The organism is Frankia sp. R43, from assembly GCF_001306465.1.
GTDB lineage: Bacteria > Actinomycetota > Actinomycetes > Frankiales > Frankiaceae > Parafrankia > Parafrankia irregularis.
Genome location: NZ_LFCW01000005.1, coordinates 658,008 through 678,789 on the forward strand (window position 1 = coordinate 658,008; position 20,782 = coordinate 678,789).

Sequence of the window (20,782 nt, forward strand, 5' to 3'; positions counted from 1 at the left end):
CACGCCAGGCGAGCCTGCGAGCGCTGGGTGTCGTTTCCGAGTAGCACGCTGGCGCCGGCCGGCTCTGATCGCGGGTGGTGCTGACGCCAGCGGACCGGCCTGTGTGAGACTCCCACGATGATCGTCGTCTTCGAGAGCGAGCTGTGGGAGTGGGCGGCGCGGCGCCCCGACAGCTGGGTGTTCGTCAGCCTGCCCGTCGAGGTGTCAGAGGAGATCCGGGATCTGACCGGCGGGCTGCGGCGCGGATTCGGCTCGCTGCGGGTGCGGGCCACGCTCGGCGGCAGCACCTGGCGGACGTCAATCTTTCCCGACAGCAAGCGAGGCAGCTACGTACTCCCCGTCAAACGCGCCGTGCGCAAGGCCGAGGCTCTGGAGATCGGGGACGTCACCTCGACTACCATCGAGCTCCTCGACGCCTGATTCCAGCCGGCCGCGCGATTCAGATCGGCGCCGGGTCACGGCTCGAAGAGCTGAGGACTTTCGACGCCCCAGACCCCGTCGCGGAATCGCAGGCAGCAGGTCGGCTTTGCCGACGGGCAAGCGTTGAGGATTTTGGCTGCTCGAACGACCAAAATCCTCACTTTCTGTCGATCGTCAGGTGGCCCCACGGGCACTTTTACGCCTTTTGTTCTGATTTGCTGGCGCGGTGCGGCGCTGCGAGGTCCCCAGCGGGTGACAGATGGCAGGTGGTAGGCGGCCACCGACTTGCGGCTTTCTCGTGCGCGATGAACGCTGGTACCCATCTTCGGTGAGGGGGCTCGACGTGACCGATGATCTGCTGGAGCTGGCCACCGACGCCTACATCTACGGATTTCCCCTGGTCTACAACCTCATGGAGGTCGAGCGCATCTCCAACCAGGGCATGGGAACTATTGAGCCGGCGCCGTTCAATGTTCTCAGCCACGCCTCGGCACTGGCCGGGCCGGCCGACAGGTTCGTCTCGATAAACAATGACACGATCTACTCCTTCGCACAGGTCGACGTGAGTGGTGGTCCGCTCCTGCTGCGCGTTCCGGACACTTCCGGGCGTTACTATGTTCTGCAGTTCATCGACGCCTGGACGAACAACTTCGCGTATGTGGGCCGGCGGGCGACCGGGACGGCCGCGGCTTCCTTCCTGCTGGTCCCCCCGGGGTGGCGGGCCGGCGGGCCCGCGGGCGTCCCGGTGATCGAGTTCCCCACCGCGGTGGGCTCGATCGTGGGCCGCTGGGCCTGTGACGGCCCGGCCGATCTGGCCAATGTCCGAACCCTGCAGAGCAGCCTGACCCTCGAAGCCGCCGCGGGCGCCGCCGGCAGCCCGGGTACCACCGACACCGCTGGCACTGCCGACGCCACCGACGCCGACGCCGGGCTGGTGGGGATCCCTGCACCCACAGCGGTTCCGATCGAGCTCGCTTTCTTCGAGCGGATGCGGGCCTGGATGCGCGCCTTCCCGCCCGCCGGCCCGGACTTCGCCTACCAGCAACGGTTCGCGCCCCTCGGGCTGCTGGACGAGGCCTCGCCGTACGCCGACGCCCCGCCCGAGCTGGCCAAGGCGCTGACAGCCGGGCAGGACGCGGGCAAGCAGCGGATCGAGGACCGGCTCCGGAAGGGCGGCCCGGCGCCGGTGGTCAACGGCTGGGCGATCACCTTCCACATGTTCGACTACAACCTGGATCACCTGGGGCTGGGCACGATCGACACCCCGGAGTGGAAGATCGATGACCGCGAGGCCGGCTATCTCGCCCGCGCGCTGGCCGCCCGGGCCGGCCTGTGGGGCAACCACGGTTACGAGGCCGCATACCCGATGACCTACACCGACTCCGACGGCGACCAACTCGACGGCCACGGCCGCTACACAATCCGGTTCGACCAGGAGCCGCCGGTCGACGCGTTCTGGTCCATCACCATGTACGACCTGCCCGGATTCCATCTGGTCGCCAACAGCGCGAACCGGTACTCCATCGGCGACCGCACACCTGGCCTGCAACGCGACGGCGACGGATCGCTCACCATCGTGATCCAGCACGACCCGCCCGCCGACACCCGCAACTGGCTACCCGCCCCGGCAGGTCCGTTCCGTCCGATCCTGCGGCTCTACCAGCCGAGAGCAGCCGTGCTCGACGGCACCTACCAGCTCCCCGCCATCACCAAGGCCCGCCCGCGGTCGACGGCCTGACCCGACGCCGGGTGGTCTCGAGGTAGCGCGGTCGGGCGTGCGCGGTCGGGCGTGCGCGGTCGGGCGGGCGGGCGGCGCGGCGCGGCGCGGCGCCGCAGGCATCCGCAAAGCTCAGGCCTGCGGAATCTCCACCCGATCACGCACGTAGAGCGGGTTGTGGGCGATCACGGCCCGCGGGGTCAGGCCGGCGCCGGACACCCGGTAGCGCACCCGCCCGGAGACAGCCTGGGCGACGGAGCCGATGAAGGCCTGGGCCGCGGTACGCAGCGGGCCGAGCCACCGGCCCTCAACGGCCTCATGCACCCAGATCTGCTCCAGGTGGATCTTTTCGCGCAGGGTTGCCGCGTCCACGCTGGCCTGCTCCAGGCGGCGGTAGGCGTCGAGGAGCAGATGCGCGGCAGGCATCTCCCGCACCTCCTGCACCTTCTGCCCGTTCGCTATCTCCTCCAGTCCGATATACCTGCCGAGGCCGTACGCGCCGACCAGGGCGTTGAGGGAACGAACCAGGTCGGCCGCCGAAAGCGCCTGTCCGTCGAGCGCGACCGGCGCACCGTGCTGAAAGCTCACCTCCACCTCCACCGGCTCGGTGGCCGTCGGTGTGGTCCACTCGTAAAGCGCTTCCGGGACGTCGATCCGCTCCGGGTCGTCGAGGCCATCGGCTTCGAACTCACGGCACCACAGGTTCACGTCCGTGCTGTACCGAGCGGATTCGGGCCGGGAGCGTTCCACCAGCTCCAGCAGCCCGCTGTCGGCGAGTTCGAGCAGCTTCTTCTCCCGTGATGGCGCGTCGACGGCGAACGGGGAACCGTAACTGCCCGAGAAACGCAGTGCCGCGAAGGTCTGGTTGAACCGCCGCAGGCTGTTCTGCGTGCCGTCCGCAGTGTGCAGTACCGCGTCATAGCCCTGCTCATGGGCCACCGCGGTGGCCACCTGGACCATCAGCGGTCGGGTCAACGACGCCGAGATCGGATGGGTGCCCAGGTAGACGGCCTGGGCAGCGATCGCCGGGAAGGCATAGCCTGCGAGGAACTCGTCCGTCTGGTCGAGCACCAGATGGTCGAACCCGAGCCGGTCGCACACCCGCCCCGCCCGTAGGCCATCACCGCCGCCAAGCTCGATGGTGAGCGCGAGCACGGACGCCGACGGCAGCACGGACGCTATGTGATGAAGCAGATAGGTACCGTCCAGCCCACCACTGAACAGGCAGATCACCCGGTTGTTACGCAGGAATCTCTCGTCTATGTCCGCCAGGTCCACGACAATCTTGCCCATGGCTACTCTTCTCGAATTTGACGTAGTTTCTGAATGATGAGATTCGCGACGAAGAAGCAGTCGGCGGCCAGATCTCCGTCATTCACGGGGGTCGCGAAGGTCTCCAGTGCCGCCATCGCGGCAGGGTATCTTTCGTCAAGCCGTAGTTCGTTGACGACGTCACCAAACTCAACCGGCCCGGCGAGACGGCCGGAGTGAAATGCCTCGCGAGCCCGGATGACGGCCTCGGAGTACTCCTGGCGGTCCCGATGGTAACCGCTCACTATGAGTGCTCGTAGGGCGGTAAAGAAGGAACCCCGATCGAAGGTGACGAAAAAGGAGTCTTCTTCTCCGCTAGCGCCCTCGTGCTCCACCGTGCTCACATGAGCCGATGCCGGCATGGTGAGCTGCGCGGCTCGCTGCTGCTCCGGCAGGTTCATCATGAGCGCCGAGATCTGTGGCAGCGACTCGTTCAGAAAGCCCTTGATGTAGCCACGCCAGAAAGCGGCGAGCGCCGGTGCTTCGGCCGGGTCGGCGGACCGCAGGAAGCTCCGGCCCACAGTGATCTTCCAGGCATCGTCCGTGACGCTGTCGAGCGTGTACGTACCCCATCCACCGGTGCGGTCCCAGTAGTTCCACAACGCCACAAAGGCCTTCGGGTCGATCGGCACGAAACGGCCGCCGCGCAGCACGAACTCGACCAGGTCGCTTGCGGCGCCCGCCCCGATCTTCTGCGCCGCGTTCTCCAGCAGGTCGACGCGGTCCGGGAGCAGCAGGCGGAGCAGCTGGACAACCGTCTCGGTACGGAGGATGACGTGCCGGACGCCGGCCCGGCTGATCACGCCGTCCTCGGCCGAGAGGCTGAACTCCGGCAGCATGTCACCCAGCCGTTTACCGGCCTCACGCAGCAGGGGATGCGTCCCGTAGGACGATCGGTCGATGGTGAACAGCGGCTGGAACGATTCCGCGAGAAACCCAAGGAAACCCTGTACCTGCACCCGGGACGACGAGTTCCCGGCGTCGATCAGGTCACGGACGCCCTCGAGGTCCGAGTCGAAGACGGCGTAGGCCTGGGCGGGCGCAGGGGCGTTCATCTCCCCTACTACGCGCGCGAGGTCGACCGTCACCCGGAACGCGAGGTCCGCCGGGCTGGTGAACAGCCGCGCCGGGTGCCGACGGCGCAGCTCGTCGCGGAAGTCCGCCTGGTGTTCACGCAGCTCGTCGGACGGCACGATGTCGTGCGGGACGGGCAGGCTCTCATCCGCAAGGTAGACGAGAACCCGCTTACCCGTGGCCCGCGCGTGGTCGTACTCGGCCATTGCCACGGACCTGGTCGGATACTGGGAGGGCACACCGAACGTGTGCCCGAAGATACCGATGAAAACCGCACAGGCGTCCACCGCCTCCGTGGCCGGATGCTCGGGCTCCTCGACCCGGGCGCCGACCGTGGTCACCACCACGCCGTGGTCGGTCATGCTCCCGTCGATCGCGTCGGCGACAGCCCGCCGGTGATCCGTGAGGTCGACGTATGTACCCCCGACGAACACCGTGATCCCGAGCCGCGCGGGCGCCGGCAGCTCGGCCGGGCGGGCATCCGCCGGCCCTTCGAGGATCTTGAGGGCCAGTTCCTCGATGGCCTCGTTCTCGTAGTTCTCGATCGTGTCCGGATGCAGCCTGAGCGCCTCGGCGAGCTGGCGGCGGCGCGCGGTGAGATAGCCCGGGTCGCGGCCAGGCCACGTCGCCGGCGTGGAGGAGTCCGCCGCCGGCTCCGGCACCGCGAGCGCGTTACGCAGCGAATGCGCCTTCGCACCTGTTCCCAGGTCGACCAGCAGCGCACGCAGCAGATCAAGGGCCGCGGTCACCGAGTCGGTCCGGCCGAGAAGCCGGTTCCAGTCCTGGAGCGCGACGAGCAGGGTTCCGCGTTGAGCCAGAGCGGCCAGTGACAACCCCCGGCCCCTGCGTAACTGTGTCAACTCCACGACAAGGGATTTCCGGGTCCCTTCCCCATTGGTTCCCGTTTCGTTCCGGATCACTAGCACCCCCCTTTTTCTTCCCGCTCACATCCGGTCAATCTCCGCTTGCCGATCACGCTGGCATCAGCAACTCTAGGACTGTACGACACGGTGCAGCGCCGGACCACAGCCGGCACCGCCGGAGCAGAAGCAGCCGAAGGGAGTCCAGATGACCCAGCTTCTCGTCGTGCTGCTCGCCGTATCTCTCGTACTGGCGATCGGCAGCGTATTCCTTCTCACTCTTTCCAGGTTCACCGACGAGCGGCGTGACGTGGCGGACGTGGAACGACTCCGCGCAGCACAGTACGTCATCGCACAGGGCGGGCAGCATGATGGCGACGTCACCCGGAAATAGCGCTGGCTCCTGATCGCACGGAAATAGCGCCTGTTTCACACCGCGACATTTTCGTCGCCCCGGTCCGCCGGAGATCCCCGGTGGACCCGCGCCGCCGTCGCACATCCCGGTTCTGTCGATCGTGCCTCGGGGGGACGATCGGCACCAGGCGGCTCCCGCCGCCTCTGCCCGTGGCCAGCCGAAACGCGCCGGTCACGGGCAGGCACGCTTTCCGGACTGTTCTCGGCCGCGCGCTATCGGGTCGCGATCAGGGCGGCGCGGATCATGTGGGCGGGGTCGCCCAGGTGGTAGCGGTGTTCACTGGCCTCGATGTTGTCGAGGAACTCCTGGTAACGCACCGCGTAGGAGATGTGGCCCAGCGGTGCCGCAAGGGTGAGTGCGCGGTGCGGGTCGCTGCCCGGCCGGCACCGCGACCAGGCGGTCGCCCACACGTCGGCGACGTGTTCCCACAGATCGTCGGGCAGGAACTCGCGGGGCCGCAGGCCGTCCAGTACCGGGTGGCCCAGATGGCTGTCCGCGAAGTCGACGGCGACCCCAGCACCGGTGCGGGCGCCGGTACCGGTACCGGCGTTCTGGTTGTCCGATCTCCAGTTGCCGGGGTGGAAGTCCCCGTGGACGAGTGTGAGCGGCAGGTCGCAGGCGGCCAGTTCGGCGACGAGATCCGGCAGCTGCGCGGCGAGGTCGCGGGCGGCGGCCAGCTCGGCGGCGGTCAGCTCTGCCCCGGCCGCACTATCGAGCAGACGGTCGAACAGGCCGATCAGGGCCTGCGGAGTCCGGTCGGGCAGGTCCGCAGGCATCAGCTCGGGGTGCTCGGCGAATGCCGCCTGCGCCCGCACGAGCCGACGGATCGTGGTCTCGATGTCCGTCCGCGACGGGTTCCAGCAGTCGCGGCCCGGCACATGTTCGAGCAGGGTCCGTCCCGCGGGCACATCCGCGGCCACCACGGCGGGTACCAGCGACGGGTCGATCCGGGCGAACGCCGCGATCACGTCGGACTCCCTGGCGGCGAACGGCGGTGTCGTCTTCAGCCAGACCAGCCCGGCGGCCGTCGGGATGCGGAACAGGCCGGAGAGGTTCCAGGTCCTGACCTGCTCGGCGGCGCCGACCGGCGGGCGCCCCGCGGCCCGCAACGCCGCGTCTGCCCAGCTCAGGGCGTCCTGAAGACCCTCCCTGGTGGCCCAGGTCGCCCGGCCCGCCGCGGGCGCCACCAGACTGTCGTGGTCGATCGGCACCCCGGTGAGCCGGCCGTCGGGCGGACGCCCCGCGGCTTCGACGTGGTAGGTGACGTGTCCGTCCCGTGCACCTTCGCCGTTCTCGACATCGATGAGCCGCAGCACCGTCACCCGCACCCCGAGCTCGCGGCCAAGGCGGCGCACGACCGGGCCGACGTCCGCCCACCAGGGGCTGTCGGCCTCGAACGGCCCGAGACCGCCCAGGCATTCGCCGCCCGCCGTCACCACCGCACTGAACGTACGCCCCGCCCTGCGATCCACCCGCCCAATGTCACGACGGTGCGGCGTCAGGGCAAACGGTTTATCGGAACGGTCGTTGACGGCGTAGTGCTGCCGCAGGCCTGAACAGGCAGGCCTGCGGCAACGTCACGATGGACGGGTGCGTCGCCTGGTCACGCTGCCAGGCGCGACCCGCAGTAGTTGGGGTCGACCACCTCGAAGCTCCGCCCGCTGGCCGCGACCCGGACGAAGGCGTAGCACTCGCGAAGCTGCCCGAAGTCGGCCTCGAAGTCGGTGGTGGGGACCAGGCCACCGGCGGTGTAGTCGTGAACCCCGCGCAGCCCGTCGATGAAGCTCTTCCGCGTCGGGCACGGCCCCGCTTCCTGCAGGCCGCGGATGAACATGTCCGCGTTGATGTAGGCGGCCAGCGCGGTCGTCTGGTTCGGGTCGGTGGTCTCCGGCGCGTGCAGCGCCATGGCTTCGTGGTAGGAGTCCAGAGCGGGGCTGTCGAGCTCGAACGGCGTGAACGGCTCGAAGAAGGTGAGGCCAGCCAGGGACTGCCCATGCTGCTCCAGCAACGCGGCATCGGGTGCCGTGGCGGCCAGCACCACCTTGAGCTGCACTCCGGCCTGACGGGCGGCGCTGATGACCTCGACGATGTCGGCGGCAGAGCCACCGGTCACAAGCGTGTCGATGTTCTCCGCGACCATCCGCTGCGCCAGGCGCGCAGCGCTCGTGACGCCCGGCAGGAACTCCACGACCGGGTTCTCCTCATCGACCTGGACACCCGTTGTGCGAAGGCTGACCACCAGCTGACTGTTCAGGTCGGTCCCGGTCAACCTGGTGGTCGGCCCGATGACCAGCGCCCGCGTGCCGCCGTGCTCCTTCACGAACCGACCGAAGGTGTCGACGGACGAGCCCTTGGTGGTCAGATAGCCGAAGGCGAACATGTTTCGGTAGGCGGTCCAGACCTCTTCCGCCGAGATTCCGATGATCGGAATGTTCTCGTCGGCGAGATATTTCGCGGCACCTGACGTCGACGCGCTGGACTCGAGGATCGCGAACGCGTCGTAGTTCTCCACGAGATCCTGGCTGACCGCCAGGTTCCGAGCCGGGCTTCCTTCGTCGTCGCGCCACTGGGCGACTATCTGACGGCCGTTCACCCCACCCTTTTCGTTCTCGACCGCGAGACGCGCCTCGAAACCGGCACGCGACGGTGAGAACGCGGCTGACAGCACACCGCTGTCGGTATAAACGACACCGACCCGCACTTCGCTGCCGGTGACTCCGGCGGCCACGCAGGAATCTTCGGCGACCGGTGCCTGCGGCGACCCGGAACAGGCGGCCAGCGTGACGGCCAGCGATGACACGACCATGACACCGCACAGGCGGCGAGCGCGGCCAACGACAGCGCCACGAGAACAGGCGGGTAAGCGCGTCGGCACTCCTGGTAACACATCGCCCCCACAAGGTAATCAGCCAACGGTTGACGGCGAAGCTCCGGCCGGCAACGAAACGGCGGTCTCGTCGTTGGACCGGGTACCCGAAGCAGCGATCTGAGACCGGGCACGATTCTGCCTTGTCATTGCGCAACGAGCCAGGACGAAAGCGGCAGATCGGGGCAGATCATGCTCCAGTCCTGCGACGACCGAGGCTCGGCGCGCCCCCGTACTGTCTGACGAAGGCGCTGAAGCCGCCGCCGGAGGTCTCCGTCGGCCCGGTGAGGAGTTTGCGGTGTTCCATTCACCTCGTTCACGTCCGGCTGTCTCGCTCACCCGACTGTTCGCTTCCTCGCTCGCCACGCTCGCAGCCGCCGGCACGCTGTTGGCTGGCTGCGGGCCCGGCGAGGCCGACGGCGCCGCACCACCCGGGGCCGCTGTCCCACCCGGGGCAGAGCCACACCGGTCAGGCGCACCCGGGTCAGGCGCACCCGGGCCGGACGAAAGCGGGACGACGTCCGATGCGCAGGATCTGCGGCAGGTGGCAACAGATCTCACCTCGCCCTGGGGGCTGGCCTTCCTCCCGGACGGCCGTGCCCTCGTCGCCGCCCGGGACAGCGGGCGCATCCTGATCGTGCCCGCGGCGGGCGGAACGCCGACGGAGGTGACGACGCTGCCCGTGCGGCATCGCAGCGAGGGCGGTCTGCTCGGGCTCGCGGTCTCGCCACGGTTCGATCAGGACCACCGGGTCTACGCCTACTACACCTCGGCGGCGGACAACCGTGTCGTGCGCTTCCAGCTCGACGGCGACCGTGCGGGCGCACCCGAGAACGTGCTGACCGGGCTACGCGCCGCACCGAACCACAACGGCGGGCGGATCGCGTTCGGCCCGGACGGCCAGCTCTATGTGGCCGTCGGCGACGCCGGCGAGCCTGCCACGGCGCAGGACCCGACGAGCCTGAACGGAAAGATCCTGCGGATCACCGCCGACGGCGGGATACCCGCCGACAACCCGGACCCGTCGTCAGGCGTGTACAGCCTCGGCCACCGCAACGTGCAGGGCCTGGCCTGGGACTCGGCCGGGCGGCTGTGGGCATCCGAGTTCGGGCAGAACACGTTCGACGAGATCAACCTGATCCGGCCGGGCGGGAACTACGGCTGGCCGGTGGTGGAGGGCACCGGCGACCCGGCCGGCGGGCGCTACACCAACCCACAGGTCACCTGGTCGACCGACGAGGCGTCCCCCAGTGGCATCGCGATCCGGGACGACGTCCTCTATGTGGCCGCGCTGCGCGGTGAGCGCCTGTGGGTGATGGACCTGGCCGACGGCCGCGTTGCCGGGGCGCCCAGGGCGCTGTTCACGGGCGAGCTCGGCCGCCTGCGCACCGTGGAGCCGGCGCCCGACGGCAGCCTGTGGCTGATCACATCGAACACCGACGGCCGCGGCACTCCCGGCGCGGGCGACGACCGGATCCTCGCCCTGCGTTGAGCCGCCCCGAACCGCTCAACGCGGAGCGGCTCGGGGCCAGCCGGGTACAGGACGCCTGGATGCAGGGCCGCGCAGGCCAGCTGGGCTCAGCCTCGGATCGGCCCGGCCCAGATCGGCCCGGCATCAGATCGGCCCGGCATCAGATCGGCCCAGCCTCGCTCAGGTCAGTGCCAGTCGCCGATCTGGACGTCACGCGGAGCCGGCGCCCCCTGCCCGGTCTCCACCAGGGATTTCAGGCTCATCAGGTACGAGCCCCACTTGGTGCTGCAGTGGTACATGAACTCCACCGGCTCCTTCCAGCCCTGATGCCGGAACAGGACGATCGTGTAGTCGCCGGACTGCTGCAGGTCCCAGTCGATCGTCGTCCCGACCCACTCCTCGGGTCCGTCGACCACGCGCCACACCACCCGCTCGGACGGCCGGGTTTCGACAACCTCCATGTCGAAGCCACCGGGCAGGAACCGGAACTCGAGCACACCGCCGACCTCGGCTGTGCCCTTCGTGTCGTCCGTCCACCAGCCGGCGAGACCCTCGACGGTCGTCAGCGCGTCGTACACCTTCTTCGGCTCCGTGGTCCGGACACCGATCCTGTGCAGAATGTCCACGATTCTTCGTGCTCCTCTTCCTGGTCAGCTTTCCTGTTGGTCCTGATGACCCGGATGGTCCTGTGGCTTCTGTTGGTCCTGTGGTTTCTGCTGGTTCTGCTGGGCACGTTGGATCGCCTCGGCGATCCGCTTGATCCGGCGCAGGCGGGCGTCCCAGGCCGACCCGACCGAGGCGAGCTGGGCGACCGCGCGGGCGAGCTGGGCGTCGTCCACTCGATAGCGCTTCTCCCGGCCCACCGGCGTCGCCTGGACGAGCCCGGCCCGGTCGAGGACGCCGAGATGCTTGGCCACGGCCTGGCGGGTGACCGGCAGATGTTGGCTCAGGGTGGTCGCTGTGCCGCCACCGTCGGCGAGCAGCAGGTCGAGCATGCGGCGCCGGGTCGGATCCCCGATGGCGGACCAGAGATCGTCGTCGACGGCTTCGGCCACCGCAGTGCTCACGGACGCACCCGCAGCGTCGCGACGTACGAGACGAGCCGCGGCAGGAAGTGGGCCCAGCCGCTGACGTGGTCGTTGTAGTGATGCTCGAGGACGGCGGCCTCCCAGCCCATCTCGCGGAAGCCGGTCTCGGTCATCCGCAGCAGCGTCCCGTCGCCGGACGGCGCCAGGTCGAACGTGACCAGCAGCGAGTTGCCCTCCGCCGCCGGCTCCCCGGCCGGATGCGTCCAGCGGAACGAGAACATCCGCGGCGGCCGGGCGTCGACGACGGTGACCGGCACCACCGTTCCGCCGGCGTCGCGGTCGCCGAAGACGATCTCCCCCACTGCCCCGGGCACCGGCTCGAACCGGGCGTCGTCCGGCCACCACTCCCTCAGGTGCTCCGGACTGCTCACGACGTCGAAGACGATCTCCGGCGACGCCTCGATGAAGATCTCGCGCTCGATGGATCCGAACTCCATGCCAACCTCCAGCAACCTTTGGTTGCACGTCACCATAGGCGACGGGGCGGCTTCATGCAACCATCAGTTGCGCTGTCGGCGAGTCCACGCGTCCAGCACGGATACCGGCGGCCCACGGAGGCGGGACGGAGCGGGAGCGGAGCGGGGCCGAGGGCGGAGCGGCCCGCTGTAACAGACCGAGCGGTCACGCTGTCGCACGTCGATCCGGCCGAACGAGGCGCTTCCGCGGGTCTGAACAGGCAGGCCTGCGGAAGCGTCACGGCGGACGGCTACACCGCCGGGTCACCCAGACAGGCGGGTCCCGCAGTAGTTGGGGTCGATCACCTCGAAATGCTTCGCGTCGGCCGCGACCCGGACGAAGGCGTAACACGCGCGAAGCTGCCCGAAGTCGGCCTCGAAGTCGGTGGTGGGGACCAGGCCACCTGCCGTGTAGTCGTGTACCTGGCGCAGCCGATCGATGAAGCCCTGCCTGGTCGGGCACGGCCCGGCTTCCTGCAGGCCGCGGATCAGCATGTCCGCGTTGATGTAGGCGGCAAGTGCGACCGTCTGGTTGGGATCGGAGATCTCCGGCGCGTGCCGTGCCATCGCCTTGTGGTATGCGTCCAGCCCTGGGTTTTCGGACTCGAACGGCGTGAACGGCTCGAAGAAGGCCAGGCCAGCCAGGGACTGCCCGTACCGCTCCAGGAGCGCGGCGTCGGGGGCGGTGGCAGTCAACACCACCTTCAGCCGCACACCGGCACTGCGGGCGACACTGACGACCTCGGCGATGTCGGCGGCAGCACCGCCGGACACCACCGTGTCGATCTTCTGGTCGACCATCCGCTGTGCCAGGCGCGCGGCGCTCGTCACCCCCGGCAGGAACTCCACGACCGGGTTCGCCTCGTCGATCTGGACACCCGTTCCGCGAAGGCTTTTCACCATATGGCTGTTCAGGTCAGAGCCGGTCAGCCTGGTGGACGTCCCGATGACCATGGCCCGCGTGCCACCGTGTTCCTTCACGAACCGACCGAAGGTGTCCACGGGTAGGCCTTTGCTCGCCAGGTAGGCGAAGGCGAACATGTTCCGGTAGGACGACCAGACCTCTTCCGCCGAGATGCCGATGACCGGAATCTTCTCGTCGGCGAGGTACTTCGCGGCGTCGGAGGTCGTCGCACTGGACTCGAGGATTGCGAACGCGCCGTAGTTCGCCACGAGATCCCGGCTGACCGCCAGGTTCCCCGTGGTGCTCCCCCCGTCGTCACGCGGCTGGTAGACGATCCGGCGGCCGTTCACCCCACCTTTTTCGTTCTCGACCGCAAGGCGTGCCTCAAATCCGGCACGCGCCGGGGCGAAGGGAGCCGACAGCGCACCGCTGTCCGTGTACACGACACCGACCCGAACTTCACTGTCAGTGACTCCTGGTGATGCGCAGGAACTCGCGTCGACCTGCCCCCCAGGCTGCCCGGTACAGGCGGCCAGGGCTACGAGCAGCACGGACACGACGGCGACGCCACATACGCGGCGCACACGACTCACGACAGCTCCGCGGGAACAGTCGATTAGGTACCCCGATAACCCTGCCAGCACCTTATCCCCCCGCAGAAGATAACCAACGGGCAATACAAGCCCGCCGAACAGACAGATGCGGAGACCCGACCTCCGGATCGGGGGCTGGAACCAGCACCCCACAGCGAGACCGGATCACGCCCGGCTATCTAACAACAAACCCGACCAGGACGATTCGTCGGGCTGTCATCGGGCCGGGCGCAAGGCCGGTCGACCCTCCCCTCGAGCAGCTCAGTGCCAGTCGCTGATCCGGACGTCGCGCGGAGCCGGCGCGCCCCCGCCGGTCTCCACCAGGATCCTGACCAGAATGTCCATCGTCGTCGCAATTCTCCTTATGGCCACATTTCTTACCGGTCCTGTCGTTGCTGCTGGCAGGCATCGGGGCCACCGCTGGCAGGCATGGCGATGGACGATGGACGCGGGGCCAACAGCCCCGTACTCCCGGACACGCGGCGCACGGACAGCAGCCCGGCGATCCCCATGGGCCACGGCAGGGAGCTCGGCGCACACCGACGAAAGCCAGGACCCGGCGACCGCCGGGCGAAATGGCTGCCTCACCGGCGGCATCTGAGCAAAATGCTGGGACATGACATCCACCAGACAGCTTTTTCTGGACGCCGCGGCATCAGCCGCCGCGCTGCTGCGCGCTCCTGCCGTCGCCACTCGCTGGAATGCGGACAGCGCGCTGCCGAAGTTCACCGTCAGCGGGCTGGCCGGGCATCTCGCCTGGCAGGTCACCATTGTTTCTCGGCTGCTCGCCGACCATGAGCCCGAGGCGAAGCCCACCAGCCTCCTCGAGCACTACACCCAGGCGGTATGGATAGGCGCTTCCCTCGACGATGATCTCAACGTGGGCATCCGCCAGATCGGGGAGGCGACGGCCGAGGGCGGCCCGGACGAGCTCGCAGCTCGCGTCGAAGCCGCCATCGCGGAACTACACGGCCTGCTGCCGGCCGAGCCCGCCGGACGGATCGTGCGCATGGCGTCGTTCGTGCTGTCCCTTGACGACTTTCTGACCACCCGAATCCTGGAGATCGCCGTGCACTCGGACGATCTGGCCGTCAGCGTAGGCGTCCCGACGCCGGAGCTGCCGACGGCTGCCACCGACGCGGTCCTGGTGCTGCTGACCCGCCTCGCGGCCCACCGGCACGGGCCCACCGCGGTCCTGCGCGCACTCAGCCGCCCCGAACGTGCCCCGGCCACGATCGCGGGAATCTGACATTCCAGGTTCCAGGTCGAGAGGGACAAAAAGCGCGCCACCTGCCTTTGGTGACCCGCAAGAAAGCAGGATTCTGGTCGTCGCAACGACCAGAATCGTTCACTCCTGCGACTCGCCAAACCGGGCCACCAGGCGCTCGGGGGCTCGGGGGCTCGGGGACTCGGGGACTCCGAGTCACCGCCACAACCGAGTGGAGCCGCGCATCAGGGCACGTCGTCGTAGCCCTCGCGGAGGGCGAACCGGGTCAGCTCGACCCGATTGCGGAGCTGAAGCTTCGCGAGCACGTTGTGGACGTGGTTCTGCACCGTCCGATGCGACACGCCCAGCTGGCGGGCCGCGTCCCGGGCGGACAGGCCCTTCGCGACCAGCCTGAGCACCTCGACCTCCCGCGCGGTGAGTCGCGGTTCGGCAGCCGAGCCCGAGCCTGCAGCCGAGCCCGGCTCCCGGGACGCCCGGGACGCCTCACCGAGGACGAGCGCGGCCAGCCCCGCGGTGAAGACGGCGGCCCCTCGCGCGGTGCGGCGAACCGCGTCGACGAGCTCCTCGGGACGGGCTGACTTGAGCAGGTACCCGGATGCCCCGGCCTTGACGGCGTCCAGCACGTCGGCCTGTTCCCCGGAGGCGGACACGACGAGTACCGACACCGGCGCTCCGGTCAGGGCGTTCGGGGCCTCCGTCGTGCCGACCAGGGCGCGGATCACCTCGACGCCAGGACCGTCCGGCAGCCCAAGGTCCAGGACGAGGACCTCGGGCCGGGTCGCCGCCAGGACGCGCAGCGCCTGCGCGACGGAGCCGGCCGTGCCCACCACCGAGAAGCCGGCTTCGGTGAGATCCCGGCTCAGCGCCTCCCGCCACAGCGGATGATCGTCGACGACGACCACCCGGCCGCCCACGCCAGCCCGGTCGGCGCCGGTTCCATCGCGGGCACCCGGGTCGGCATCACCGTGGGACACGCAGCTCGACCTCCGTCCCCTCACCCGGGCGCCCGGTGACGGCGACGTCGCCGCCGAGCTCACGGATCCGCCCGCGGACGGAGACCGCGAGCCCGAGCCGGCCCTGCGCGGCGGCCCGCTCGGCCCGCCCGGGCTCGATGCCGATCCCGTCATCGCGAACGGTCACGACAACCGAACCGCCGTCGTCCTCAAGCAGGATCCACGCCGACGCCCCGGGGCCGGCGTGCATGGCCACATTGTCCAGCACAGCACGGACGGCCGCGACGATCTCGTCCGCATGCCTCCTCGGCAGAGGCACCGGCACGCCCGGAGTCGAGACCGTCACCTGCAGCGGCAGGTCACCGACCGCGCCCGCGGCCATCGCCGGCTGCCTCCGAGTGATCGCCATCAGCAGGCCCCCGAGATCCGCCTCGCCGGGATCGGGCCGCGAGGATCCGCCCCTGCCGCCTGGCCGGCCTGGAGGTCCTGGCCTGCCTGGCAGGCCGGCCAGGACCGCCCGGACCGCCCGCCTCCCAGCGCCCTCTGGATCTTTCGGATCTTCTGGATCGACCCGCACGGCCGCGCCCGGCGACCGCAGCAGGTCACGCAGCGCTGTCTCCTGATCGGCGGCCAGCCTGGCGACGTCGGCGGCGGGCAGGCCTCGCTCGGCCTCGCGGGCGATCAGGGAGAGGACCTGCAGCACTCCGTCGTGGACGTCGCGGGCGAGCCGCTCCCGCTCGGCGTCCCCGGCCCGCGCGGCCAGCAGTCGTGCCAGGGCCGACTCGGCGCGGAACGCGGTCTGGCTGAGGTAGCCGACAACGGCGCCCGAGACCACGAAGAGAACCGCCGGACGTATCGAGGCCTGGCTCACCGAGCCGGTCGCGACGAAGGACGCCACGGCCAGGACCACACCGCCGGCGACACCTCCCACGGTTCCACCGACGAGCGCGGCGCTGAACACACCACTCGCCGTCCACAGGGCGGGAAGGACATCACGCGACCCGGCCGGGCTCACCGCACCGGCCGACAGCAGGACCGCGACGCACACCACGACATCCGCCGCGACCAGGTAGTCGCGCAGCCGAGGCCTCCGGCGGTCGGCCGCGGGCGCGAACAACGACATGACCACCGACCAGAGGGTCACCGCGACGAACCAGAGCAGACCGGGGACCGCGGACGTGCCCTGCCCGAGGTCACGCCCGACCGTCACGACCGCGTAGCACGCCGCGACCAGGCGGAAGACCGCGAGTGAACGCCACAGCGCGCCGCGCACACCGTTCGGCCCACGGAGGCGGGCCGAACCCGGTGGCCTGCGCACCGAACAAGTCTCGCAGACAGTGACTGATCCCGCTTTCCACCAGGAGTTGGCATGGATCACCCTGGCCGGTCAGCCGCGGGCCGTCGGTGCCGTCAGGGCCAGGGCCGTCAGGGAAACCGTCAGGGAAAGATGAGTACGGATACTCAAGCCGGGTGGGGCGGCCGGGCCGACACTGTGCTCATGACCACCTCCAAGGCCCCCGTGCCCCGGACGACGACTGCTTTCATGGTCCAGGCCGCGCTTTCCTTCAGCATCTCGGTGATCGCGGTCCTCTATGCGATCGCGCACCTTCCGGGCGATGCCTGGATGCGTGGTTTCCTCCTGCTCGGCACGCTGTACATCGTCACCTCGACGTTCACGCTCTCGAAGTGCGTCCGTGACCACCAGGAGGCTTCCGCCGTCATCAGCCGGGTCGACCAGGTGCGGCTGGAGCGGCTCATGGCCGAGTACGACCCCTTCAAACAGCAGTTGACGCCCTGAGCACCGCGCCGGTGGTCAGCCGGCCGGCAGGTCGCGGCGCCGCAGCCCCGCGAGGCCGGCCACCACGAGCAGGGCGGCGAGAACGGTGAGCAGCGCCAGCGGCAGGACGGGCACCGATCCACCGATCGAACGGCTGGTGTGGGTGAACGGTGAGACGTCCAGCAGCCAGTGGCTCGCCCCCGCCGCGGTGCCGAACAGGCCGATCAGCAGGCAGCCGGCCCATGCCACCCAGCTCACCGCCCACAGCCGGGGGAACACGCCGAACAGCATCACCGCGAGCGCCGCGAGCACCGCGACGGCGGGCAGCTGCGGCGCCGCGAGCCGCACCAGGTGCGACAGCGAACCACCGACACCGACGCCGGCGCCGTCATCGCCCACGCCGCCATCGCCGCCTCCACCACCGCTCAGCCCGTGGACCAGCCCCGTGACGATGCCGGCGGTGAGCAGTGCCGCGGTCGGGCCCAGCGCGGCGAACACCAGGTGGGACGCCGCCCACCGCAGCCGGCCGGCAGCCGTGGCCAGCACGGGCTCCGCCCGGCCGGCGATCTCCTCGGCCCGCAGCCGCAGCACGGCCTGGATCGCGTAGCCCGCGACGAGCATCGCCGTGATCGACATCACGGACGCGAAGTAGGCGTCGATGATCCCGGACCGGCCGCCCAGCCGGGTGAAGACGTCCCGCAGCCCCGGGTTGTCCCCCACCAGATCCCCGACGCTGCCGGCGACGCCGCCGAACACCAGGCCGAGCAGGGCGGAGCCGGCGACCCAGCAGACAAGCAGCCCCCGGTGCAGCCGCCAGGCGAGGGCGAGCGGCGAACGCAACGACGGCGACGCCTGCGCCGGCCCCGGACGATCCGGGAACACACCGGCCCCGAGGTCACGCCTCGCGGACAGTGCGACAGCCACCCCGACGAGAACGACGACCATCCCGACGGCGGGTACGCACACCCACCAGTGCCGCGCGCCGAACGGGTAGCTCCGCTGAAGAAGACCGATCGGCGACAGCCAGGAGAGCCAGGCCCACCCCGCCGAACCGGCACCATCGCCACCGGGGCCACCACCGCCACCGCCACCGTCGCCGACGACTCGCATCGCGTAGGCCGCGGCCACGACCGCGCACGCGATCCCGCGAGCACTGCCGGCACCCGTGGTGACCTGCGCGGCGACCGCCCCGACCGCCGCGAAGACCCAGCCGCCGAGCGCCAGCGTGAGCCCGAAGGCCAGCGATCCGCCCGTGGGCAGGCCACGGCCGGACAGGCTGGCCGTGACGATCACGGCGAGGACGAGGTTGGCGGCGAGCAGGACAGCCAGCGCCGCGGCGAGGCCGGAGTGCCGGCCGACCGCGGTCGCGCCGACCAGCTCCCGGCGCCCGGCCTCCTCCTCGGCCCGGGTGTGCCGGATGACGACCAGCGCGCTGATCAGACCGATGACAACCGGCAGGAATCCGGCCCGCCAGCACACCAGCTCACCGAGGCTGGAGCCGCGCAGCGGACCGTACAGCGCGATGAGGGCTCCGTTTCGCGCACTCGTCGCGGCGAACTGCTGCCGCTCGGCGGCCGTCGGGTAAAGGCCCGCGAAGGACGCCGCCAGGGCGGCCGGCAGGATGCCGAGGACGAACACCCAGCACGGCAGCAGCACCCGGTCACGGCGCAGGATCAGCCGGATCTGCGTTCCGGTACCGGTCAGGTGGCTCATGGCCGCGTGCCTGAGCGGCCCTGCATGCCTGAGCGGCCCTGCATGCCTGAGCGGCCCTGCGTACCTGAACGGTCCTGCGTACCTGAGCGGGCCTGCGCGCCTGCGCGGTCGTAGTGCCGCAGGAACAGCTCCTCGAGGGTTGGTGGCTGGCTGACCAGGCCACGCACGCCGGCGGCGGTGAGCCGCAGCAACGCCGCGTTGAGGGCGTCGCCGTCCGCCTCGAAGCTGACCCGGTTCCCGGCCACGTCCACGTTGTGAAGGCCGGGGACGCCGCGCAGACCACCGAGAACGTCCAGGGCGTCCGCCGGGGCGGCGAGCTCGGCGCGGACGGACGTGCGGGTCAGGTGGCGCAGCTCGGCGAGGGTGCCGGTCTCGACCGAGCGACCGTCCCGGATGATCGTGACGCGGTCACACAGCGCCTCCACCTCGGCCAGGATGTGGCTCGACAGCAGGACGGTGCGCCCGTCGCGCCGCTGCTCCTCCCGGACCAGCTCGCGGAACGTCTCCTCCATCAGCGGATCGAGGCCCGAGGTCGGCTCGTCCAGCATGAGCAGCTCGACGTCCGAGGCGAAGGCGGCGACCAGCGCGACCTTCTGCCGGTTCCCCTTGGAGTAGGAACGGCCCTTCTTGCGCGGGTCCAGGTCGAAGCGTTCGAGCAGGTCGGCCCGCCGCCGTGGATCGAGCCCGCCGCGCAGCCGCCCGAGCAGGTCGATCGCCTCGCCACCGGACAGGTTCGGCCACAGCGTGACGTCGCCGGGCACATACGCCAGCCGGCGGTGCAACGCGGTCGCGTCCCGCCACGCGTCCCCGCCGAGCAGGCGCACCGTGCCCGCGTCGGCCCGGACCAGGCCGAGGACGATGCGCAGCGTGGTGCTCTTGCCGGCGCCGTTGGGGCCGAGGAAGCCGTGCACCTCACCGGTGCGCACGGTCAGGTCCAGGCCGTCGAGGGCACGGGTGCGACCGAAGGCCTTGACCAGCTGCTCCACCTCGATCGCCGCGGTCACTGCCGGTGCTCCCCGTCCCGCGCCCGCGACGGCTCCTCATTCCGCGCCCGCGCCGGCTCCCCGTCCCGGGCACGCGGCGGCTGCTCATCCGGGGCACCCGCCGGCTCCCTGCCACGCGCACGCGCCGGCCGGCGGGCCTGGATCTCGTCGTACGCCGCCCGCGCCTGGGCGGCCTGCTCCGCGCTGAGCAGCGAACGTGAGTGGATGTCGACGACCGCCCGGCCGAGCCGCACCTGCCCGTCGACGTCGAGCATGTCGGTTCCGAGCGCCCGCGAGACGTGGTCGTGCAGGATGAGCAGGCCGGTCTGCATCGCGACCAGCGCGGCCGCGAAGGCCCGAGGGTCGTCGTCGTCATCGGGCCCGGGCCCGGCCAGCCGGCCGGTCGCGATCCACCGCTCCGTCTCGGCGACCATGCCGTCGAACAGGCCGGCGGCCGCCGCGGAGCCGTCGACCATCGACCGGGCCACATAGCGCTGGAGCAGCAGCAGGGTGGGATGGACGGCGACCATGAACGCCGGATCGGCCAGCCGGCCGGCCACGACCGCCTCCTCCTTGATGGCCATCGCCCGTTCCAGCGCATAGGTGTCGCAGGCTTCGCGCAGCGCCTCCTTCGCTCCGAAGTGGTGGCGCACCAGGCCTGAGGACACCCCGGCCGCCTCGGCGACACCCCGGATGGTCGTGGCCTCGAAGCCCTGTTCGGCGAACAGGCGCAGGGCCGCGTCCCGGATGCGCGCCCTGGCCGTCAGGTCCTCGAACGCCGGACCCGCCCGGCCGCGGCCGTCGCCACCGCCACCATCGGTAGCTCGCGTGATCGCCATTTTCCGCTCGGCCATGGCGCTTCAACCACCTCTCCCGCATCCATCACCCCTGCGGCCAGGCTGTCGCTATACGCATGAGCAGCTTACTACACAAGCGTGTAGCCGATCGAACCAA

The 20,782-nt window shown here is 70.1% G+C and carries 19 protein-coding genes; 6 read left to right on the forward strand and 13 right to left on the reverse strand.

Annotation, left to right across the window (positions count from 1 at the left end):
- The first annotated feature begins 117 nt into the window (after positions 1-117).
- Both ACG83_RS23590 and ACG83_RS23595 read left to right on the forward strand, forming a co-directional pair.
- Positions 118-420: a DUF1905 domain-containing protein gene (locus ACG83_RS23590; RefSeq protein WP_054568370.1), complete on the forward strand. Its 303-nt coding sequence runs from the start codon at positions 118-120 to the stop codon at positions 418-420.
- 343 nt (positions 421-763) lie between these two features.
- Positions 764-2,158 carry a DUF1254 domain-containing protein gene (locus ACG83_RS23595; RefSeq protein ID WP_054568371.1) on the forward strand — a complete coding sequence of 465 codons (1,395 nt, stop codon included), beginning with the start codon at positions 764-766 and terminating at the stop codon, positions 2,156-2,158.
- Positions 2,159-2,269: 111 nt separating this feature from the next.
- On the opposite strand, the gene ACG83_RS23600 is transcribed toward ACG83_RS23595, so the two are convergent.
- Together ACG83_RS23600 and ACG83_RS23605 are read right to left on the reverse strand one after the other, a co-directional pair.
- Positions 2,270-3,430: an argininosuccinate synthase domain-containing protein gene (locus tag ACG83_RS23600; RefSeq protein ID WP_054568372.1), complete on the reverse strand. Its 1,161-nt coding sequence runs from the start codon at positions 3,428-3,430 to the stop codon at positions 2,270-2,272.
- A 2-nt stretch (positions 3,431-3,432) separates the two neighbouring features.
- Positions 3,433-5,355, reverse strand: a complete 1,923-nt coding sequence (locus tag ACG83_RS23605) for a DUF4062 domain-containing protein (RefSeq protein WP_054568373.1) — start codon at positions 5,353-5,355, stop codon at positions 3,433-3,435.
- A gap of 235 nt (positions 5,356-5,590) precedes the next feature.
- On the opposite strand from ACG83_RS23605, the gene ACG83_RS45825 reads away from it, so the two are divergent.
- On the forward strand, positions 5,591-5,776 hold the full coding sequence (locus ACG83_RS45825) for a hypothetical protein (protein WP_054568374.1): 186 nt from the start codon (positions 5,591-5,593) through the stop codon (positions 5,774-5,776).
- Between the two features lie 233 nt (positions 5,777-6,009).
- On the opposite strand, the gene ACG83_RS23615 is transcribed toward ACG83_RS45825, so the two are convergent.
- Together ACG83_RS23615 and ACG83_RS23620 are read right to left on the reverse strand one after the other, a co-directional pair.
- Entirely contained in the window at positions 6,010-7,236 is a 1,227-nt protein-coding gene (locus ACG83_RS23615; protein ID WP_063793176.1) for an aminoglycoside phosphotransferase family protein, read from the reverse strand.
- Positions 7,237-7,400: 164 nt separating this feature from the next.
- Positions 7,401-8,603 (reverse strand): ABC transporter substrate-binding protein, encoded by a 1,203-nt coding sequence (locus tag ACG83_RS23620; RefSeq protein ID WP_054568375.1) that lies wholly within the window; start codon positions 8,601-8,603, stop codon positions 7,401-7,403.
- 604 nt (positions 8,604-9,207) lie between these two features.
- Here ACG83_RS23620 and ACG83_RS23625 point away from each other — a divergent pair.
- Positions 9,208-10,155, forward strand: coding sequence for a sorbosone dehydrogenase family protein (locus ACG83_RS23625; protein WP_054568376.1), 948 nt, complete (start codon positions 9,208-9,210; stop codon positions 10,153-10,155).
- Positions 10,156-10,319: 164 nt separating this feature from the next.
- Here the strand turns inward: ACG83_RS23625 and ACG83_RS23630 are convergent, their stop codons facing one another.
- From ACG83_RS23630 to ACG83_RS23645, 4 genes are all read right to left on the reverse strand, one after another.
- The gene (locus ACG83_RS23630; protein WP_083473485.1) at positions 10,320-10,763 is read right to left on the reverse strand and encodes an SRPBCC domain-containing protein; all 444 of its coding nucleotides are present in this window, start codon (positions 10,761-10,763) and stop codon (positions 10,320-10,322) included.
- Positions 10,764-10,784: 21 nt separating this feature from the next.
- Positions 10,785-11,201, reverse strand: a complete 417-nt coding sequence (locus tag ACG83_RS23635) for a metalloregulator ArsR/SmtB family transcription factor (RefSeq protein WP_054568378.1) — start codon at positions 11,199-11,201, stop codon at positions 10,785-10,787.
- Positions 11,198-11,659 carry an SRPBCC family protein gene (locus tag ACG83_RS23640; RefSeq protein ID WP_054568379.1) on the reverse strand — a complete coding sequence of 154 codons (462 nt, stop codon included), beginning with the start codon at positions 11,657-11,659 and terminating at the stop codon, positions 11,198-11,200. The genes ACG83_RS23635 and ACG83_RS23640 overlap by 4 nt, the downstream gene beginning before the upstream one ends.
- Before the next feature lie 282 nt (positions 11,660-11,941).
- Positions 11,942-13,327 (reverse strand): ABC transporter substrate-binding protein, encoded by a 1,386-nt coding sequence (locus ACG83_RS23645; RefSeq protein WP_369812906.1) that lies wholly within the window; start codon positions 13,325-13,327, stop codon positions 11,942-11,944.
- 463 nt (positions 13,328-13,790) lie between these two features.
- Here ACG83_RS23645 and ACG83_RS23650 point away from each other — a divergent pair, with 463 nt between their 5' ends.
- A complete protein-coding gene (locus ACG83_RS23650) occupies positions 13,791-14,423 on the forward strand; it encodes a maleylpyruvate isomerase N-terminal domain-containing protein (protein WP_054568381.1) in 633 nt (210 codons plus the stop codon).
- 203 nt (positions 14,424-14,626) lie between these two features.
- Here ACG83_RS23650 and ACG83_RS23655 read toward each other — a convergent pair whose 3' ends face one another.
- Positions 14,627-15,376: a response regulator transcription factor gene (locus tag ACG83_RS23655; RefSeq protein ID WP_054568382.1), complete on the reverse strand. Its 750-nt coding sequence runs from the start codon at positions 15,374-15,376 to the stop codon at positions 14,627-14,629.
- Positions 15,363-16,673, reverse strand: a complete 1,311-nt coding sequence (gene macS / locus ACG83_RS23660; protein WP_054568383.1) for a MacS family sensor histidine kinase — start codon at positions 16,671-16,673, stop codon at positions 15,363-15,365. The genes ACG83_RS23655 and macS overlap by 14 nt, the downstream gene beginning before the upstream one ends.
- Positions 16,674-16,853: 180 nt before the next feature.
- Here macS and ACG83_RS23665 point away from each other — a divergent pair, with 180 nt between their 5' ends.
- Positions 16,854-17,153, forward strand: a complete 300-nt coding sequence (locus tag ACG83_RS23665) for a YiaA/YiaB family inner membrane protein (protein ID WP_054568613.1) — start codon at positions 16,854-16,856, stop codon at positions 17,151-17,153.
- A 15-nt stretch (positions 17,154-17,168) separates the two neighbouring features.
- On the opposite strand, the gene ACG83_RS23670 is transcribed toward ACG83_RS23665, so the two are convergent.
- Genes ACG83_RS23670 through ACG83_RS23680 form a run of 3 tightly spaced genes read right to left on the reverse strand, consistent with a single transcriptional unit; the run spans position 17,169 to position 20,682 of the window.
- Positions 17,169-18,845 carry an ABC transporter permease gene (locus ACG83_RS23670; RefSeq protein WP_054568384.1) on the reverse strand — a complete coding sequence of 559 codons (1,677 nt, stop codon included), beginning with the start codon at positions 18,843-18,845 and terminating at the stop codon, positions 17,169-17,171.
- Positions 18,842-19,849, reverse strand: coding sequence for an ABC transporter ATP-binding protein (locus tag ACG83_RS23675; protein WP_054568385.1), 1,008 nt, complete (start codon positions 19,847-19,849; stop codon positions 18,842-18,844). The genes ACG83_RS23670 and ACG83_RS23675 overlap by 4 nt, the downstream gene beginning before the upstream one ends.
- Positions 19,846-20,682 (reverse strand): TetR/AcrR family transcriptional regulator, encoded by an 837-nt coding sequence (locus ACG83_RS23680; RefSeq protein WP_054568386.1) that lies wholly within the window; start codon positions 20,680-20,682, stop codon positions 19,846-19,848. The genes ACG83_RS23675 and ACG83_RS23680 overlap by 4 nt, the downstream gene beginning before the upstream one ends.
- Positions 20,683-20,782 lie beyond the last annotated feature (100 nt).

Excerpts from the sequence above, each read along its gene's own strand:
- ACG83_RS23680 (WP_054568386.1), bottom strand. The coding sequence starts at position 20,682 with ATGGCCGAGCGGAAAATGGCGATCACGCGAGCTACCGATGGTGGCGGT.
- ACG83_RS23650 (WP_054568381.1), top strand. The coding sequence starts at position 13,791 with ATGACATCCACCAGACAGCTTTTTCTGGACGCCGCGGCATCAGCCGCC.
- ACG83_RS23670 (WP_054568384.1), bottom strand. The coding sequence starts at position 18,845 with ATGAGCCACCTGACCGGTACCGGAACGCAGATCCGGCTGATCCTGCGC.
- ACG83_RS23620 (WP_054568375.1), bottom strand. The coding sequence starts at position 8,603 with ATGGTCGTGTCATCGCTGGCCGTCACGCTGGCCGCCTGTTCCGGGTCG.
- ACG83_RS23640 (WP_054568379.1), bottom strand. The coding sequence starts at position 11,659 with ATGGAGTTCGGATCCATCGAGCGCGAGATCTTCATCGAGGCGTCGCCG.
- ACG83_RS23590 (WP_054568370.1), top strand. The coding sequence starts at position 118 with ATGATCGTCGTCTTCGAGAGCGAGCTGTGGGAGTGGGCGGCGCGGCGC.
- ACG83_RS45825 (WP_054568374.1), top strand. The coding sequence starts at position 5,591 with ATGACCCAGCTTCTCGTCGTGCTGCTCGCCGTATCTCTCGTACTGGCG.
- ACG83_RS23665 (WP_054568613.1), top strand. The coding sequence starts at position 16,854 with ATGACCACCTCCAAGGCCCCCGTGCCCCGGACGACGACTGCTTTCATG.
- ACG83_RS23600 (WP_054568372.1), bottom strand. The coding sequence starts at position 3,430 with ATGGGCAAGATTGTCGTGGACCTGGCGGACATAGACGAGAGATTCCTG.